This is a genomic window from Mesorhizobium sp. 43Arga, from assembly GCF_053714255.1.
This window is the reverse complement of sequence record NZ_JBSKBO010000003.1, coordinates 258,613-275,259: the sequence shown is the minus strand read 5'-3', so window position 1 is coordinate 275,259 and position 16,647 is coordinate 258,613. Positions and strand designations below refer to the sequence as shown.

The 16,647-nt window shown below is 61.0% G+C and carries 17 protein-coding genes and 1 tRNA gene; 10 read left to right on the top strand and 8 right to left on the bottom strand.

The window, feature by feature from the left end; translation table 11 throughout:
* Nucleotides 1-19: 19 nt before the first annotated feature.
* From ACWGS8_RS13980 to ACWGS8_RS13965, 4 genes are all read right to left on the bottom strand, one after another.
* Entirely contained in the window at nucleotides 20-1,069 is a 1,050-nt protein-coding gene (locus ACWGS8_RS13980) for a DNA polymerase III subunit delta' (protein ID WP_454581503.1), read from the bottom strand.
* A complete protein-coding gene (tmk, locus tag ACWGS8_RS13975) occupies nucleotides 1,066-1,740 on the bottom strand; it encodes a dTMP kinase (RefSeq protein WP_454581502.1) in 675 nt (224 codons plus the stop codon). The genes ACWGS8_RS13980 and tmk overlap by 4 nt, the downstream gene beginning before the upstream one ends.
* Before the next feature lie 76 nt (nucleotides 1,741-1,816).
* Nucleotides 1,817-2,983 (bottom strand): D-alanyl-D-alanine carboxypeptidase family protein, encoded by a 1,167-nt coding sequence (locus tag ACWGS8_RS13970; RefSeq protein ID WP_454581501.1) that lies wholly within the window; start codon nucleotides 2,981-2,983, stop codon nucleotides 1,817-1,819.
* A gap of 83 nt (nucleotides 2,984-3,066) precedes the next feature.
* Entirely contained in the window at nucleotides 3,067-4,290 is a 1,224-nt protein-coding gene (locus ACWGS8_RS13965) for a septal ring lytic transglycosylase RlpA family protein (RefSeq protein WP_454581500.1), read from the bottom strand.
* A 272-nt stretch (nucleotides 4,291-4,562) separates the two neighbouring features.
* On the opposite strand from ACWGS8_RS13965, the gene ACWGS8_RS13960 reads away from it, so the two are divergent.
* Nucleotides 4,563-4,652: transfer RNA gene (locus ACWGS8_RS13960), tRNA-Ser, on the top strand.
* Between the two features lie 897 nt (nucleotides 4,653-5,549).
* Here ACWGS8_RS13960 and ACWGS8_RS13955 read toward each other — a convergent pair.
* Nucleotides 5,550-5,714, bottom strand: a complete 165-nt coding sequence (locus tag ACWGS8_RS13955) for a hypothetical protein (RefSeq protein WP_454581499.1) — start codon at nucleotides 5,712-5,714, stop codon at nucleotides 5,550-5,552.
* Nucleotides 5,715-6,471: 757 nt separating this feature from the next.
* Nucleotides 6,472-6,813 (bottom strand): hypothetical protein, encoded by a 342-nt coding sequence (locus ACWGS8_RS13950; protein WP_454581498.1) that lies wholly within the window; start codon nucleotides 6,811-6,813, stop codon nucleotides 6,472-6,474.
* Between the two features lie 133 nt (nucleotides 6,814-6,946).
* On the opposite strand from ACWGS8_RS13950, the gene ACWGS8_RS13945 reads away from it, so the two are divergent.
* A complete protein-coding gene (locus ACWGS8_RS13945) occupies nucleotides 6,947-7,681 on the top strand; it encodes a hypothetical protein (RefSeq protein ID WP_454581497.1) in 735 nt (244 codons plus the stop codon).
* Nucleotides 7,682-8,248: 567 nt separating this feature from the next.
* Entirely contained in the window at nucleotides 8,249-8,440 is a 192-nt protein-coding gene (locus ACWGS8_RS13940) for a hypothetical protein (protein ID WP_454581496.1), read from the top strand.
* Nucleotides 8,441-8,628: 188 nt separating this feature from the next.
* Here ACWGS8_RS13940 and ACWGS8_RS13935 read toward each other — a convergent pair whose 3' ends face one another.
* Both ACWGS8_RS13935 and ACWGS8_RS13930 read right to left on the bottom strand, forming a co-directional pair.
* Nucleotides 8,629-9,135: a cupin domain-containing protein gene (locus ACWGS8_RS13935; protein ID WP_454581495.1), complete on the bottom strand. Its 507-nt coding sequence runs from the start codon at nucleotides 9,133-9,135 to the stop codon at nucleotides 8,629-8,631.
* A gap of 193 nt (nucleotides 9,136-9,328) precedes the next feature.
* On the bottom strand, nucleotides 9,329-9,682 hold the full coding sequence (locus ACWGS8_RS13930) for a hypothetical protein (RefSeq protein ID WP_454581494.1): 354 nt from the start codon (nucleotides 9,680-9,682) through the stop codon (nucleotides 9,329-9,331).
* Nucleotides 9,683-10,018: 336 nt separating this feature from the next.
* On the opposite strand from ACWGS8_RS13930, the gene ACWGS8_RS13925 reads away from it, so the two are divergent.
* From ACWGS8_RS13925 to ACWGS8_RS13895, 7 genes are all read left to right on the top strand, one after another.
* Entirely contained in the window at nucleotides 10,019-10,816 is a 798-nt protein-coding gene (locus ACWGS8_RS13925; protein ID WP_454581493.1) for a sterol desaturase family protein, read from the top strand.
* Nucleotides 10,817-10,959: 143 nt separating this feature from the next.
* Nucleotides 10,960-11,766, top strand: a complete 807-nt coding sequence (locus tag ACWGS8_RS13920; protein WP_454581492.1) for an alpha/beta fold hydrolase — start codon at nucleotides 10,960-10,962, stop codon at nucleotides 11,764-11,766.
* Nucleotides 11,767-11,825: 59 nt separating this feature from the next.
* Nucleotides 11,826-12,524 (top strand): DUF2161 domain-containing phosphodiesterase, encoded by a 699-nt coding sequence (locus tag ACWGS8_RS13915; RefSeq protein WP_454581491.1) that lies wholly within the window; start codon nucleotides 11,826-11,828, stop codon nucleotides 12,522-12,524.
* A gap of 56 nt (nucleotides 12,525-12,580) precedes the next feature.
* On the top strand, nucleotides 12,581-12,988 hold the full coding sequence (locus tag ACWGS8_RS13910; RefSeq protein ID WP_454581490.1) for a DUF930 domain-containing protein: 408 nt from the start codon (nucleotides 12,581-12,583) through the stop codon (nucleotides 12,986-12,988).
* A 184-nt stretch (nucleotides 12,989-13,172) separates the two neighbouring features.
* Complete coding sequence (locus ACWGS8_RS13905; RefSeq protein ID WP_454581489.1) at nucleotides 13,173-13,859, top strand: TerC family protein; 687 nt, start codon at nucleotides 13,173-13,175, stop codon at nucleotides 13,857-13,859.
* A gap of 164 nt (nucleotides 13,860-14,023) precedes the next feature.
* On the top strand, nucleotides 14,024-15,337 hold the full coding sequence (gene rimO, locus ACWGS8_RS13900) for a 30S ribosomal protein S12 methylthiotransferase RimO (protein WP_454581488.1): 1,314 nt from the start codon (nucleotides 14,024-14,026) through the stop codon (nucleotides 15,335-15,337).
* Nucleotides 15,338-15,537: 200 nt separating this feature from the next.
* The gene (locus ACWGS8_RS13895; protein WP_454581487.1) at nucleotides 15,538-16,593 is read left to right on the top strand and encodes an acyltransferase family protein; all 1,056 of its coding nucleotides are present in this window, start codon (nucleotides 15,538-15,540) and stop codon (nucleotides 16,591-16,593) included.
* Nucleotides 16,594-16,647: the final 54 nt, after the last annotated feature.

Below are 16,647 nucleotides of genomic sequence, written 5' to 3'. Positions count from 1 at the left end.
TGCCGTTCCGAAAGGCTATTTACATGGCCGACTTCAGCCGGTCGATCATGGTCAGGGCGTGCTGCTTCTTGTCGAGATTGTAGGTATCTGTCTCGGAGATTGCATCCAGCGCCTCATGCCAGGTGTCCGACAGGATTTTGGCCCGCGCGAGATCGCCCGACAGCGCTGCCTGGCTCGCGGCGTCCGACAGCAAGTCGAGCGCCCGGCGGTTGAAGATATCGAACTGGATCGCCTGGTCGCGGCCGGCAACGGCTTCCGCGAGCCTATAGGCTCCGCCGATGTCGCTCTTTCCTTTCGCCACCAGCGCATCGAGCGTCTCGGCGATCTCCAGCCCGCCATATTGCGTCAAGAGGATCGCGTTGCGGGCGCTGCCCCCTGCCCGCTCGACCAGTGCCGCCCGCGCGGTCGGATCGTCCGGCGGCGGCGGCTCGGCGGTCTCCAGCACCGCCAGCAAATCATAAGCGTCGAGCGGCGTCAGGCGTATCACCTGGCAGCGTGAGCGGATCGTCGGTAGCAGGCTGCCCGGCGCATGGACGATGAGAATGAACAGCGTCCGCGCCGGCGGCTCTTCAAGATTCTTCAGCAAGGCATTGGCGGCATTGGCATTCATGTCGTCGGCCGGATCGACGATGACCACCCGGTAGCTGCCGTCATGCGAGGTCATCGACAGGAAGCGGCTGACCCTGCGGATCTCGTCAACGGTGACGACCGTCTTGAAGCTCTTGGTCTTGTCGTTCATCGGCCGGGTCAGGTGCAGCACGCCCGGATGTGCCCCGGTCGCGATCTGGCGAAACAGCGGCGAGGCCGGATCGGGATTGGCCAGGCGTTCCGGCGCCCGCTCGAACGCTGGGTACTTCAAGAGGTGGTGCGCTAGATGAAAGGCCAGCGTCGCCTTGCCGATGCCGACGGGGCCGGCAAAGATCAGCGCATGCGGCAGCTTTCCCTGGCGATAGGCGGCGGCTAGCATCCCGGCAGCCTGCCCGTGCCCGACTAGACGGGGCGTTTCGGACGGTTCGGGCACGCCGTCCAGCGTATCATGCTGTTCCGGCGCGATGCGTTCGAAGATCATACCGGTGCGGCCTGCCTGTCGCGCGCGGGCGCCCTCGCCTCCAGCGCCGCGAAGACGGCCGTGGTGACGACATCCTCCACCGTATTGGGATCGGCGGAGGCGTCGACGACGATGCAGCGTTCCGGCTCGGCCGCGGCGATCGCCAGAAAAGCCGCGCGCCGGGCCTGATGGATGGCCAGCGTCTCCTTTTCGAAGCGGTCGGCGTCGGCTTCGCGGCCGCGCCGCAGCGTGGCGCGCCTGAGGCCCTCGGCCGGATCGATGTCGAAGATCAGCGTCATATCGGGCATCATACCGTTGATGGCGACCTGTTCCAGCGTGGCCATGAACGCCGGGTCGATCCCGCCGGTGACGCCCTGATAGACGCGCGAGGAATCGAGGAAACGGTCGCAAAGCACGATCGAACCGCGCTCGACCGCCGGCCGGATGACCTGCTCGACATGGTCGGAACGCGCGGCGGCGAAGAGCAGCGCCTCCATCTTCGGTCCAAATGGCTCAGCGGCGCCCGAAAGCAGCACATGCCTGACCGCTTCGGCGCCCGGCGAGCCGCCCGGTTCGCGCGTCAGCAGGACATCATACTTCTTGGCGCGCATCTTGCGCGCCAGCCGCTCGATCTGCGTCGACTTGCCCGCGCCCTCGCCGCCTTCAAAGGTGATGAAAAATCCGCACGCCAATCGAAAGGGCCTTTGTCCAGGTGGATTGTTGCGCTCTAGATAGTCCGCGTTCGGGAAAACGTCCATGCCGTCGGTGCTATCGCAGCCAGCCGATCGCCAGTTCCTTGACGGCATCGAGCGCACGCTGTGGCAATGTGCCGACGCCGATCGATTCGGCGGCGAAAAGCGGCGTCTCCTGGCTCAGCGTGTCGCCGATCCAGACGCGCAGCGCGCCCACCGGCTGGCCCTCCTCCACGGGTGCCGCAACCGGGCCGGTGTAGACGATCCTGGCCGTCAGCTTGTCGCGGTTGGTGATCGGCAGGAAGATGTCGATCGGCCCTTTTGCCTTCAGCGTCACGCCGGATTTCGCTCCGCCAAAAACCTGGGCCTCGCCGACGACCTCGTCCTTGGCGAAGATCTCGGTCTTCTCGAAGGAGCGCGCGCCCCAGTCGAGCAGCTTGCGCGCCTCCTCGGCACGCTCCTTGTCGTTTGCCAGCCCGCTCATCGCCATGACCACCCGCGTGCCGTTGTGACTGACCGAAGCGACGATGCCGAAGCCTGATGCCTCGCTAGCGCCCACAGCCAGACCGTCGGCGCCGATGTCCATGGCCAGCAACGGGTTGCGGTTCTTCTGCGAGATCTTGTTCCAGGTGAAATCCTTCAGGCCGTAGTAGCGATAGAAATCCGGATAATCGCGCCACAAATGCAGAGCCAACAGCGCCAGCTCGCGCACCGTCGTCTGCTGGCCGTCGGCCGGCAGGCCGGTGGAATTGACGAAGGTCGATGTTTTCAGGCCGATCTGGCGGGCCCGTTCTGTCATTTGCGCGGCAAAATTGTCCTCGGATCCGGCCATGCCTTCGGCGATGACGATGCAGCCGTCATTGGCCGCCTGCACGGTCACGCCCTGGATCAGGTCTTCGAGCCGGATCGCCGATTTGAGCTTGGCAAACATTGTCGATGTGCCTGATGGCGCGCCGCCCTTGCGCCAAGCGTTTTCGCTAACCACGAATGTGTCGTCGAGCTTGAGGCGCCCGGACTTGACGGCGTTGAAAACCACCTCCATGGCCATCAGCTTGGCCATCGAGGCCGGCGGGATCGGCTCGTCGGCGTCTTTCGAGAACAGCACCGTACCGGTGTCGGCATCGATCATGAAGGCCTGTGTGGCCTTGGTCTCGAAAAGCTGCGCGTGGGCAGGTGCGAGGCAAAGCAGCAGCAAAGCCAGTCCCAGAAAGCCGGCAAATGGCGGAAAGGCGCGCAACTGCATGAAATCTCGACCCGTTTGCCGGTTTTGGCACAGCCAAGCTATCAGGGTTTTTTCCGCCGGATCAACCGCCCGGGCAAAATAGATCAGTTGCGCACAGCCAGCGCATCGGGTGCGCCGTGCGACCATGCCGCCTGCAGCAACTCGTCGATGCCGCCATGGCCATTGGGATAGAGATTGACCGCATACCAGTCATTGCCGTCGAGATCGGAACGCTGGATTTCCGTTCGGCCGAAGGGCTGAAGTGCCGCTGCCACACGCTTGGCTTCGGCGGCGTCGTCGAACGTGCCGGCAGCGACATAATCGGCATTGGATGGCGATGCTTGCGGACTGGATTTCTTCCAAGACCGCAGGATGTCGGCGGGCGACATGCCGCTGTCGTCCAGCGCGGCAAAGACATCGGCGCGCTGTACGCGTTCATCCGCATAGGACAGCGAGGCCACCGCGAACGGCGACTGCGGCGGCAGGCCCATCTCCGGACGTTCCGGGACGATCGGCCCGAAATCGGGTAGTGCCAGGTCGCCGAAAGCTGGCGCCTGCGCCGACAGGGACGGTTGAGCGGCCTGGCCGGAATCCGTCAGTTGACCGGGGAACGGGACGGCCGCCGCGCCCACCGGCAGGCTTGGCGACGGTCCATTCATGGCCACCATGACGCCGGTTGGCAGGCCATCCGACGGATCCGGAATCCTGTTGCCTGGATGGTAGGAAGCCATCAGATACTGGTCGTCATTGCCATCGAGCGGTGCACGGCCGACATATTCGACTTTGACCTTCGCGGTGCCGACCTTGTCGTAGTCGAGCATCTGCGCCGCGCGCTCCGAGACGTCGATGATGCGGCCCTCATGATATGGTCCCCGGTCGTTGACGCGCACGATGACCGAACTGCCGGTTTCGAGGTTAGTGACACGGGCGTAACTCGGCAGCGGCATGGTCGGATGCGCCGCGGTCAGTTGCGCCGTGTCGTACACTTCGCCATTGGCGGTCAGCCGGCCATGGAAGGCGTCGCCATACCACGAGGCCAGGCCGACCTTGGCGTAGTGCCGATCTTCCTTGGGATAGTACCACTTGCCGCGCACCTGGTAAGGCTTGCCGAGCTGGTCGCGGCCGCCGCCGCGCCGCATGAAGCCAGCGCGCGGGCTCGCCTTCACGCCATATTCGGTTTCGGCGAAATATTCCTTGGAGCGATGCTTGGGATTGACCATCGCCTTCGGCTCAGGCTGCGACGCGCAAGCCGCCAGCAGAGCAGCCGACGCAGCCAACAGCGTGAGCGTGGAAGCGCGACGAAGACGCTGATGCGTCGTAGCCTGCATTATCCTGAAATCCCCTACAGTCTCAGTCAAGACGCCGTTTGAACAGCAGAGGAGCCAAAGCACTCCCTCGACAATGCCAACGACGCCTTGAACCCCGATCCTTTGTGCACAGGAATTGTTTATCACGATATTAATCGATTGTGGCCGGAACCGGGCAAGATTGTGGCGCCGCCCTGCTGCGTGGGTTGGTGGAGGAACACGCGCGGCCACGCATGCCGGTTGACAGGCCTTTGCCGGGCACACTAGAGCAGTCGCATGTGACGGATGTCACTGGAGGGATGGCCGAGCGGTTTAAGGCACCGGTCTTGAAAACCGGCGTGGGCGCAAGTTCACCGTGGGTTCGAATCCCACTCCCTCCGCCAGATTTGTAGCTATGGCATTGATTCCATTCAGTAATGCGAACTTGTCGAATTTGGTTCCTAACTCAGTTCCTAACCTTTGCAAACGATGAAGCCCGCCGCTGAGAGGTCACGCCGGATTCCGCTTGTGACCCTCAACGCGTTGCGCGGCCCCGCGAGCGCGTTTTGTATCTGGCTGTCCCGGTTCATACCGCCGCCTTACGTTGAAAAATTGTAGCAGTTCGTTCGCTGCCTGTTCCCGTTGTTGATTTCCAAGGGGTTCCTGCGACTATCAGAGGGTCTAGGCGAGATCGACGCAATATGTGGAGGGCTGAATGTCCGGCGAAGTCACGGTCGAGGTTTGGGGTAGGAAAATCACGATCACCGTCTATCAGCGTAGCAAGTCAGTTTGGATAGCGAGTGGGACCTACCTCGGTGGGCACGTCGAAGTGAAGAGGCCGACCCAAGGAGCTGCAATCAAGGGCTGGGTGGACGCTGCCAGATACAAAGGCAATTGAATGAGGTACTTGCTGATTTTGATGCTCCTAACCTTCTGCGGTCGGGCGCAAGCGAGGGAGATGTCTTACGAGGACTTTTACATCCTGCGGGATACCGAGGCTGGGAAAAGCTACCTGGTTGGATTGGCGGAAGGTATCTTCTGGGCAAAACAGCGCCGCCGAAGTTCTATATGGCAAAGCCATTTACTGCGCACCGAAGAACATGGCAATCACTAACAGCCAGTCGCTGTCAATCCTAGACAACTATGTCGCTGAAGGCGGGGCGAAACGCCGGAAAGAATACGTCGGAGCGCTGCTACTCTCGGCTCTTCATGAGACTTTCCCGTGTAAATGAGAAACGGTTGCTTGAAGGCCCGCCACCGTGAGGTAGCGGGCTAAAACCAGTCCGGCGTGAGAACGCCAATCAGCGTTCACAGAGAATGTCGTCTCCGAGGTCGTTGGAGTTTTCGCTCGCTGTCATATCGCCGACCTCGCCAGCCGCTTCCTGACAGGCTTCATCCAATGCCTCAACCGGGAGGAACGACCAGAGCAACGCGTCGCGGTCAGCGGGCGTTCGGATGACGTTCATGAATTGTACGGGCAGACCAGACCGGACTTCCGGCCAAGCGTTAGTTCGTGCAAGTCCAAGCGCTGGTGTCGCAGAATACCTCTGCCATGCAGGTTTTCCATTGCACGCAACAGCTAAGTCTCTGTCCACCGTTTTTGAGGCAAACCCCTTCAACGCGATCGCATTCTTGAGCCCCTGACGCGCTGCAACTCTGCGCCATCTTCACCCCCGGGATCCAGGGCATTTTCAGGTCCGCAACCTTCGGCGTTGGCGCGACAAACGAGATTGCTGTTGTCACGGCTAAGATGCTGGCGAGTTTGAGCATAATAGACCCTCCAACTATACAGTTACGCCCAACTTATACCATAAGTTAGAGATTTCGCATATCCCAATATCAAGCGATTGCACCCCCGATAGCTTCTCCGGACAGACGAATATCCGATTGCGGCCGTGCGAACTGCGTACCTTCCAGAACTGGTTTCCTTTGGGTGCGGGCATGCATGGTCTCCCCAGGCCGTGGTGAGGTTCTCGCTTCGTCATCCGAGGAGCGCGGACCATGAGTGACGAGAGCGAGAATGGTGTCTCGATCGAACACCGAGAAGGCCAATGGATTGTCCAGATCGTGGAGGACGGTGTGGCCGTCCAAAAGCTATTCGAGACTGAGGAATACGCCAAGAACTTCGCCGCAGGGCAGATGGTGCGCCCAAAGCCTCCCGGGTCGCTGCGAATAATGACCGAGAGCCTGCTAGGTGAAACTATTGCTGCGGCGCAGCCGGCGTCAGCACTGAAGCGAGTGCGTCATTGTTCGCGGTTTGCTTGGCCGTGGGTCCGCGACCTGGCTTTGAGCCGTGGCGAGGTCATTGGTCACGGTCTGAAGCTGCGCGGTCAGCGCGACATTTTCTGACGCCAGCTTTTCGACCTGAGCGGCCAGATCGGCCGACGAGCCGAATTCGGCAACCGCCTCTTTCGCCAAGGTGGCGGAAAGATCGATCTGCTTTGACAGAGTGGCGATGTCATCGAGCACGGACATGAGGGATTCCTTCTCTTGGGACAGAGGTACAAGGCTGCGGAGGATTTTTCGGATTCGCACCGGCACAATCTGCAGGGCAACAAAATGCACGTGATCGCCTGCTCTAAGTGCATAGAGGTAGTAAAGTCTGGAGGCTTTCGGTTCCGAATGCGCTTTTCAACTCGTCGGCGGTGGAATACGTTCTTAAGAACTTCCTTACTTAAGGTCGCGCTGGAGCGTCGAGATGGAGACTAAGAAAAAGTCTGATGGCCCTAAATCTGGGACCAAGTCGCTAGCCTGGGGTTTTGGTGGTGCAGTGCTTGGAGCGATTGGCACCATTGCGGTGCTCTCTCAAAATGCCACCGCTATCGCCAACGGTGTCCAGTACTTCTTTCCTCAGATTGGTCCCTTTGATGCTTCGATCACGATTTCAAATCCGACCGTGCTTGGAGGCCCCAAAATTACGACCAAGACTTTCGACGGCGGCGCTTCCGAGCCTGCCGTGGAGCTAAGCGTCGAATTTATCGAGGCGACCACGGGACATTCGCAGCTCGACGACTGTTACAGCGAGTTAGTCCTATCGCAAACCAAATACCCATCCACTTCGAAGCCCGTACAAAGGCCATCCAACTCGACTCAGGTCGTGGACGAAACTTTCTATGTTCCGCAGAAACAATACGGGGGGCAAGCTACGCTCTTGCGTCAATGCATCAGGCGGGTGGCACCGCCAATTCCTGTGAACCTACCGGGGCTACCGGTTTTGATTGCACAACAACAGACAACCTATGTGGTGTGCGTCGGCGAATATTCGCAGGCATGTCGCGGAAACGCGACTTGGTTGCCGTGCGGCTCCGACCCTTCCGTATGGGCGAAAAAGAACCATCCTGCAGAGTGCAAGAATGTCGCAGCAGTGACATTGTCCGACGTCTCTGGAAACAAATGTGGGTACGCCACTGTGCAGGTCACATGTACGCAATGACGTGGCGCGAATCCGGCCAGCGACCACCTCAAAGAAAACGCGGGGGTTCTGGGCGCAGTTCTCCGAATGACGATCAATTGCAGGGTTTCGTGTTGAAAGTCAATGTCGACTACCGGTAAAATAATTGAAGTGCACGGCGCATGCGCGCAGGTCGTGGTGCAGAACCGGCGCCATTTCTCGTTCTTCATCGCGATTTGCGCTGTCGTCAAGCCGCCCACGCAATAGTCAATCAGCCTGGACGCGGGCACCCTCCCATGTCTTCTATGAAGCCATCCAGCTTGTCTATCGCCGCAACTCGCCCGTCCGATATGCCGGTCGCATAGCCGGATCCTGTTCCCCGCAAGAAATCCGCTGAGGCAGCAGCGGTGAACGTGCGACGCGCCTCGTCAACCTTTAGTAGGGCCTGCTAGCGGCTAGCCCAAACAGGGTCCTCATACGTGAGAAGAACTCTTTCCAAGACTCTCTGTTGCCGGAAGAACGGCGGCTGCGCTGTGCTAGGGAACAGTTCGAGCCTTTGCGAGTTTCTAGCGCAGGCGGACGCGTCACGACTTGAAGGCGGCCATTGTCATGCAGCAGATCGACGACACCAAAAAACAGGCTAAGCACCTCAATGAAAGGGAGCGGCAAAGCCTGATCCGCATCAAGGAAACGCAGGAACTCATCGAGAGGAACCGCCGACTTATCGAGCGGTCCCGCGACCTGTCTTCCAGGCTCTTGGCAGGGCTAACGACAGGCCTTGAGAATGCTGCGCGTGAGTAGGATTTAAGGAAGGCGGCCAGCCTTTCCGCCTCTGCGCGAAAGGCAGTTGAAAGTCATCAACCGTGATCTTCATGCAGCCGTACTAATATAACCTCTGCGCTAGCCGCCTTCCCATATCCGAGTCGGCCAGGCCCGGCGTTTGCTGGCCTGCCCGCCAGCCTGCCGGGCCGCCAGAGGACGAGGACTTCTCACTTCTTATTCGGAGCATCAGCCGGGTTGACAAACGTAATGCCGCCAGGCGCACTGACCTGAACATCAATGATCCCGCCTTCGTCTCCGGTCCACACGTAGTGCGTACCGCCAGGTTGTAAGGCGAAAAAGGCTCCCGGCTTGAGCCACGGGCCGGTCTTGTCGAGCTTATCCCCGAAGCCGAACCCGACCTGACCGCTGATCAGCCACACGGCCTCGGCGTTAGGATGGCTGTGCGGTGGGACGACGTAGTGGGGCGGGAACTTCACGCGTGCCACACTCCAGTTACCGGATTGCGCCAGGACAGCAACCTTGGCGCCAGGCGGCAGGTCGCCAATGTCCTGCCACTTCAGGTCAGTGCTATCGGTCGTCAGAACGGGGGTCGTCTTTACGCCCTCCTGACCCTCGACAGCGAAGGCCACCCCTCCAGACATAAGGGCTACCGCACTGGTGAGGCCGAGCACAACGAGCATTGATCGGCCGTATGATCGCGAGGAAATCTTCATGATTGCATCCTCCCAGGTTGGTCACGCAAGTGAACGTGCGAGAAGCCGCATATTAGCATAACTGCATCTATTTGGCGTTGGGCGTTTGCTGACCTCCCCCCCGCCACCTGCCGGCTGCACGTGGCGGGCAAGTCCGGTTGAAAATTCACAAGTTGGCAAGGAATTGACGAGCGCAATCAAGTCACCCCTCGAACTACCCTCTCCCCAGAAGAGTGGCATCGATGGCAGATTTGACGTTGAATTCATTGCGCGGCACGGCGGTGAGTGGGTGGCGGCGCGGCGACGGCAGACCGCGCAACGCCAGGCGATTGCTCAATCCGGCGGCTGGGTACGCTCCGCTATGGCGAATGCCTGCAGGTTCTTGGCCTTGCCGATGTCCTGATCGGCATTCGCGATGATCGAAAAGAAGGCCGCTCGGGCTATGTCCTTCTTCGAGGCCCTGGGGGTGCGCTTTCTGGGCTGCCTTGACAAGCTGTTTGGGAGACATGTCGGGCGTGACGATCCTCATGAGGGTGTCGCCGATCGCACTCATTTCACTTGCGTCCATGACTGGATGTCCTGTGCTGACCGTAGACCACGATAGCAAGGACAATCCGCGACTGCCAAGACTGTTCCTGAAATAGAAAACCCCACCGGCAGGGAACCGGAGGGGTCAGTCCTGGGAGGACGCGCGGAACACGCTGCGTTCACCGACCGCGCCTTGTCCACATACCGCCCGGTTGCGACACAGATGTGACAGTCTGGTCAGCGCCTCAATTCCATGGCTCGGCCATGCGTATGGCTCGGACACCGGTATCAAGCCTTTGGAAAGGAGAAATGTGGTTCTGTCCGGAAGCTGAGGCACGAGCGGTGCTGGCCAAGGGCGGGCAATAGAGGCGGGCGAATGGACATATTTGGCATCAAGGGGCTGTTGATCTGCGCACTGATCTTCATTCCGTTCGAACATCTGTTCCACGAACGGCCCCAGAACGCCCTGCGCAAGGGCCTGGGTGTCGATCTGATCTATGTGCTGTTCAATGGCCTCATTGTAAAAGTTGTCATCGTTCTGATCGCGGCCAATACACTCGAAGCCGCCGCGATGCTTGTTCCGCAATCCATCACGCAGGCCGTCGGCGGCCAGCCCGTCTGGCTGCAGGTTCCCGAAATCATCCTGATCACCGATATCGGCGTCTACTGGGCACACCGGGCATTCCACACAATCCCGGCGCTTTGGAAATTCCATGCGGTGCACCATGGCATCGAGGAGCTGGACTGGCTCGGCGCTTTCCACTCCCACCCGGTCGACGCCATCCTTACAAAGGCATTGTCGCTGACGCCGATCTTTTTCCTTGGCTTCTCCGAAGCCTCGATCGCCATCTTTTCAGTCATCTACTTCTGGCACACGCTGCTCGTTCATTCGAACGTGCGGATTCCGTTCGGTCCCCTGAAGTGGCTGATCGCCAGCCCGCAGTTCCATCGCTGGCACCATGCCAACCAGCGCGAGGCCTATGACAAGAACTTCGCCGGGCAATTGCCTGTCCTCGACATGGTGTTCGGCACCTACAATGCCACCGGCGACAAGGTGCCGGAAAAATACGGCGTCGATGATCCGATCCCCTCCAGCTATTTCGGGCAGGTCAGCTATCCGTTCCTGCCGGACGAGAAGCGATCGAACCGTCCAGTGCCGAGCACCGAAGCCTGACGGCTGATACCGACGGCGCAGGACTTTTGCCGCTCGAAACTGGCGGTGTCGCCAGATGGCAGCAGACGTTCTATCGCGGGTTGGTTTTTGCTGACGCCAGCAATAATTGTGGTCCGGCGCATTCGCCTCGAGGCTTTCCCGGCATGGACCATCACGACGACGACCTCGCGAAATTCGAAGCGCATGGCGCGACGCCTCTTCCGGCCGCAAGGGACGAAGGCCGGGTGGAACATGAGGGCGCAAAAATCTGGTACGCCACATTTGGCGCCGGCCTTCCCGTGATCCTGCTGCATGGCGGCCTCGGTCATGGCGGCAATTGGGGATTTCAGGTCCCCGCGCTGGTCAAGGCAGGCTACCGGGTCGTGGTGATCGACAGCCGCGGCCATGGGCGCAGCACCCGCGACGAACGGCCGTATAAATACGAACTGATGGCCTCCGATGTCCTGGCCGTGATGGACGCTCTGCGCTTGGAGAAGGCGGCCATGGTGGGTTGGAGCGACGGCGCCTGCGTTGCGCTGATCCTTGGCATGAAAGCCGCCGACCGCGTCACCGGTGTGTTCTTCTTCGGCTGCAACATGGATCCGAGCGGCACCAAGGAATTCGAGCCCAGTCCGGTCATTGATCGCTGTTTCGGCCGACACGCCAAGGACTATGCCGAATTGTCGGCGACGCCTGACCAGTTCGACCCATTCGTCAAAGCCGTCGGCCTGATGATGAAGACCGAACCCAACTATACCGCCGCCGACCTTTCGCGGACGCGCGTGCCCGTGGCGATCGTTCAAAGCGAGCATGACGAGTTCATCAGACACGAGCATGCGAGCTATCTCGCCCGCAGCATCCCGGCGTCGGAATTGATCATCCTGCCCGGTGTCAGCCATTTCGCGCCGCTGCAGCGGCCCGGGCAGTTCAACAGCGTGCTGCTGGCCTTCCTCGAAAGAATGCTTTCTTGAGAGCGCGGCGCGCGCCGAAGCCGGAAGGCTTTTTTCGTCGAATCGGCTAAGCCTTGGGCATGAACGAGACCTCACTCTATGCGCCGGTGAAGCGGTTCCTCGAAAGTCTCGACTTTGTCGTGAAGGGCGAGATCGGCGGCTGTGACATCGTCGCGCTGCGCGACGGCGGGCCGCCGGTGGTCGTCATCTGCGAATTGAAGCTGCAGTTCAATCTGGAATTGGTGCTGCAAGGTGTCGACCGCGCGATCGCTTGCGACGAGGTCTGGCTGGCGGCGCGCATGTCGGCGCGGGGCAAGGGACGTGAAAGCGACCCGCGGTTCCGCAACCTCTGCCGCCGGCTCGGCTTCGGCATGCTTGGCGTGACAGCCAATGACAAGGTCGAGGTGCTTGTCAGTCCCGCCGCGCCGGAGCCGCGCAGGAACGCACGGCGGCGCTCCCGCCTTGTCGACGAGCACCAGCGCCGCCGCGGTGATCCTGTCGCTGGCGGAGGATCGCGCAATCCGATCATGACCGCCTACCGCCAAAGCGCCCTCACCTGTGCGGCTGCGATGGCGGACGGACCCAAGCGACCGCGCGATCTGAAGGCCTTGACGCCGATCGCGTCGAAAATCCTGCAGCACAATGTCTATGGCTGGTTCGCCCGCGTCAACCGCGGCCTCTACGATCTCACCGATGCCGGCCGCGCCTCGCTGATCCGTTGGCCGCAGACCCCGCGCGATGATGTCCGACACGAGATTTTGATTGCCTCGAACCCCTGAATGCCGGGGCTTGCCGGGCATGGCGGCCCCCTCTTGGTTGATTTCTCAGACAAAACATGTTGCTTGTCCCGCCCATGAAGACACTCTGCATGACCGCCATGGCGTCCCTGACGCTGGCTTTCCCGGCCAGCGCGATGGACAATGCTTTGCGTACCGGGCTGATGAAACTTGATCCGCAAACACGCCTCGAGCAGCGCTGCGATGCCGAAGTCCTGGACCGGATCACCCACGATGACCGCAAGTTCAGGGCCGACCGGGTTGTCGCCTACGCCTTCGCGACACCCGAGATGAGCGCCGATGCGATCAGGAGCCCTGGTGCGGCGTTCCGCAGCAAGGGCCAGTGGTATCGGCTGAAATTCAAATGCCAGACTGGGCCGGACCATATGGACGTCCTGCAGCTGCGCTACCGGATCGGTGACGAAATTCCGGAAGCCGACTGGGCGAAGTACAATCTCTACGATTAGTTTTTCGCGGGCTTGGTTCGGCTTCGGCTCACGAGCCGGCGGCGGCTGAGAATCCCCTGTTATACCCCTGCCACGAAAGTGGTTTTCCGGAGTTGTCTGTCCCTGCGTCTTGACGCCAGCAGACCATGCCTTTAGGCCCGTCTGGACAATCGACAACGAACACTCGCGAAGGGCTTCCAGGTCGATGGAAATATTTACCGCCGCGGGCATATCGGCTCTTTTTCAGGTCATCGCCATCGACCTTGCGCTTGCGGGCGACAATGCCATCGTCATCGGTCTCGCGGCGGCCGGCCTGCCGGCCGCCCAGCGCAAGCGTGCTATTCTGGTCGGCATCGCGGCGGCCACCGTGCTCCGCATTTTCTTCGCCCTCATCACGCAATGGCTGCTGACCATTGGCCCGATGCTGCTGATCGCCGGTGGCCTGCTTCTGCTGTGGGTGTGCTGGAAGATGTGGCGCGAATTGCGCGTCAGCCACGATGAGGAGCGCGACGCGACCGAAGCGCTGTCGAATGGCGACTTCGACAAGGACGGCGTCGTCGGCGGCAAGGGATCCGGCAAGACCTTCTCGCAGGCCGCCTGGCAGATCGTCATTGCCGACGTGTCGATGTCGCTGGACAATGTTCTGGCCGTGGCCGGCGCGGCCATGAACCATCCGACCGTGCTGATCATCGGACTGGCACTGTCGATCGCCTTGATGGGCTTTGCCGCGTCGTTTGTCGCGCGCCTGCTGCACAAATATCGCTGGATTGCCTATATCGGCCTGGCAATCATCCTTTATGTCGCGGTCAAGATGCTGCTTGACGGGGCCGTACAACAATTCCCCGAGCACTTCGCCTTCCTGGCGCCCTGGTTCGGATCCGGAGGTCACTGAGCCATCGCATGGCGCGGACCAGCCTGTCGGCCGGTTTGCTTGATTGCGCAACCCATGCTATTGCGCCGCGCGTATTGGCTCCTGCCAAGCGCCACAGACCGACATTTACAGCGATTTGAGGCCGGACCAGCGTTTCGGCCCGTGCCCCCATTGGAAACTTGCCTATGTCCGCCCCTCGCGTCAGTTTCGTCAGCCTTGGATGCCCGAAGGCGCTCGTGGATTCCGAGCGCATCATCACGCGCCTGCGCGCCGAAGGCTATGAGATCGCCCGCAAGCATGACGGCGCCGATCTCGTCGTGGTCAACACTTGCGGTTTCCTCGATTCCGCCCGCGACGAGTCGCTCAATGCCATCGGTTCCGCGCTTTCGGAAAACGGCAGGGTCATCGTCACCGGCTGCCTCGGCGCCGAGCCGGACGTGATCCGCGAAAAGCACCCCAACGTGCTGGCGATCACCGGCCCGCAGGCTTACGAGAGCGTGATGGCCGCCGTGCATGAGGCAGCCCCACCCTCGCACGATCCCTATATCGACCTGCTGCCGCCGCAAGGCGTCAAGCTGACGCCGCGCCACTATGCCTACCTCAAGATTTCGGAAGGCTGCAACAACCGCTGCACCTTCTGCATCATTCCCGCCCTGCGTGGCGATCTCGTTTCGCGCCCGGCCGCCGATGTGCTGCGCGAAGCAGAAAAACTCGCCAATGCCGGCGTCAAGGAATTGCTCGTCATCTCGCAGGACACCAGTGCCTACGGCATCGACATCAAGTACCAGACGTCCATGTTCGGCGATCGCGAAGTGCGCGCGAAATTCCTCGATCTGTCGGAGGAACTGGGCAAGCTCGGAATCTGGGTGCGCATGCATTATGTCTACCCCTACCCGCATGTCGCCGATGTCATCCCGCTGATGGCCGACGGCAAGATCCTTCCCTATCTCGACATCCCGTTCCAGCATGCCTCGCCGCAAGTGTTGAAGAACATGCGCCGGCCGGCGCATGGCGAAAAAACACTGGAGCGCATTCGCGGCTGGCGCGACGTGTGCCCGGATCTCGCCATTCGCTCGACCTTCATCGTCGGCTTCCCCGGCGAGACGGATGCGGATTTCGAGATGCTGCTCGACTGGCTGGACGAGGCCAAAATCGACCGTGCCGGCTGCTTCAAATACGAACCGGTCAAGGGCGCCCGTTCCAACGATCTCGGCCTCGAGCAGGTGCCGCAGGACGTCAAGGAGGCGCGCTGGCATCGCTTCATGCAGCGCCAGCAGAAGATTTCGGCGACGCAGCTGGCGAAAAAGGTCGGCAAACGCCTGCCGGTGCTGATCGACGAAGCGCACGGCACATCGGCGAAGGGACGCACCAAATACGACGCGCCCGAGATCGACGGCTCGGTTCACGTCCAGTCGCGTCGTCCGATGCGTGCGGGCGACATCGTCACCGTCAAGATCGAGCGTGCCGACGCTTACGATCTCTACGGTTCGGCCGTCTGACGCGCTCGCAGCCAGGGGCATGGTGTTGGCGGGCTGACTGACAGCCCGTCTCGATCCGAGTGCGCGCTTTCCGGTCTTCCGACGACCGAAAGTCAACCTGCATCGCCCAGGTTTACCACATTCCGCGATAGTTTCGGCCGCTTAACCCGTTCCGCCGCGACCCGCATTATAGTTTGCAAACTATGAATGCGGGAGTTCGCATGGACGCCAGACCGGCGCGGCAAGACTATATCGCGGCGCTGGACCTGCTGAGGCTGGCGGCTGCGCTGGCTGTGTTGGCGTTCCACTATTTCTTTCGCGGCGCGGCCACCGGCGGGGCGCTCACCGAGAGCTATCCGATCGCCGCGCCGTTTGCGCTTTACGGCTATCTCGGTGTCAATCTGTTCTTCCTGATCAGCGGCTTCGTCATCGCCTGGTCGGCGGAAAACCGCGCCTGGGAACAGTTTGCAACCGCCCGTTTCGTCCGCCTCTATCCGGGCTACCTGCTCTGCATGTCGATCACTTTCGTCGTTGTCGCCGCCGCCGGCATCCCCGTGCCTCAGGCCTCTTTTGGCCAGTACGCCGCCAACCTGTCGATGTTTGCGCCGGCCTTCGGCCAGCCCTTCATGGACGGCGTCTACTGGTCGATTGTCCTTGAACTGGTTTTCTATGGATGGGTGACACTGGCTCTGTTCACCGGTCTATTTCAGAAACGCAAGCTGGAGCTGATCTTCGTCTGGCTGGCGATTTCGGCCCTGAACGAATTCTTTATCGGCAGCAGCGCGGCCAGGTTGCTGTTCATCACCGAGTTTGCTCCGTTTTTCGCTGCCGGTGTGCTGGCCCACCACCTGCACGCGCACGGCCGTTCATTGCCGGCACTGCTGCTGCTTGCAGGGGCTTTCGCGATCTCCAGCAACACCTTGTCCGTGACGCAACATTGGATGCTGGACCACTATGGCATTGCCGTTTCATCGACCAATCTCGTCGTCGCCAATGTCGTCATTCATGCGGCATTGATCGGCGCGGTGCTGCTGCGCGATCGTGTCCCCTCGTCCGCGTTGACCCTGGCGTTGGGCGGGCTGACCTACCCGCTCTACCTCCTGCACCAGAACATCGGCTATCTCGCCATCAATGCCACAGCGCCGCTGGTTGGCAAAATGGCTCGCCGCGTTGGGCTGCACGGCGGTCCTGCTCGCCGCTTCCTGGACGATCTGGCGCTATTGCGAACGACCCGCGCAACGGCTCATCAGGATCAGGCTCGGCCGCGCCGTCGATAGCGGGCTGGCGCGGGTTCGTGGTATCCAGGCCGGTGCGCAACCGGCCGAATGAAA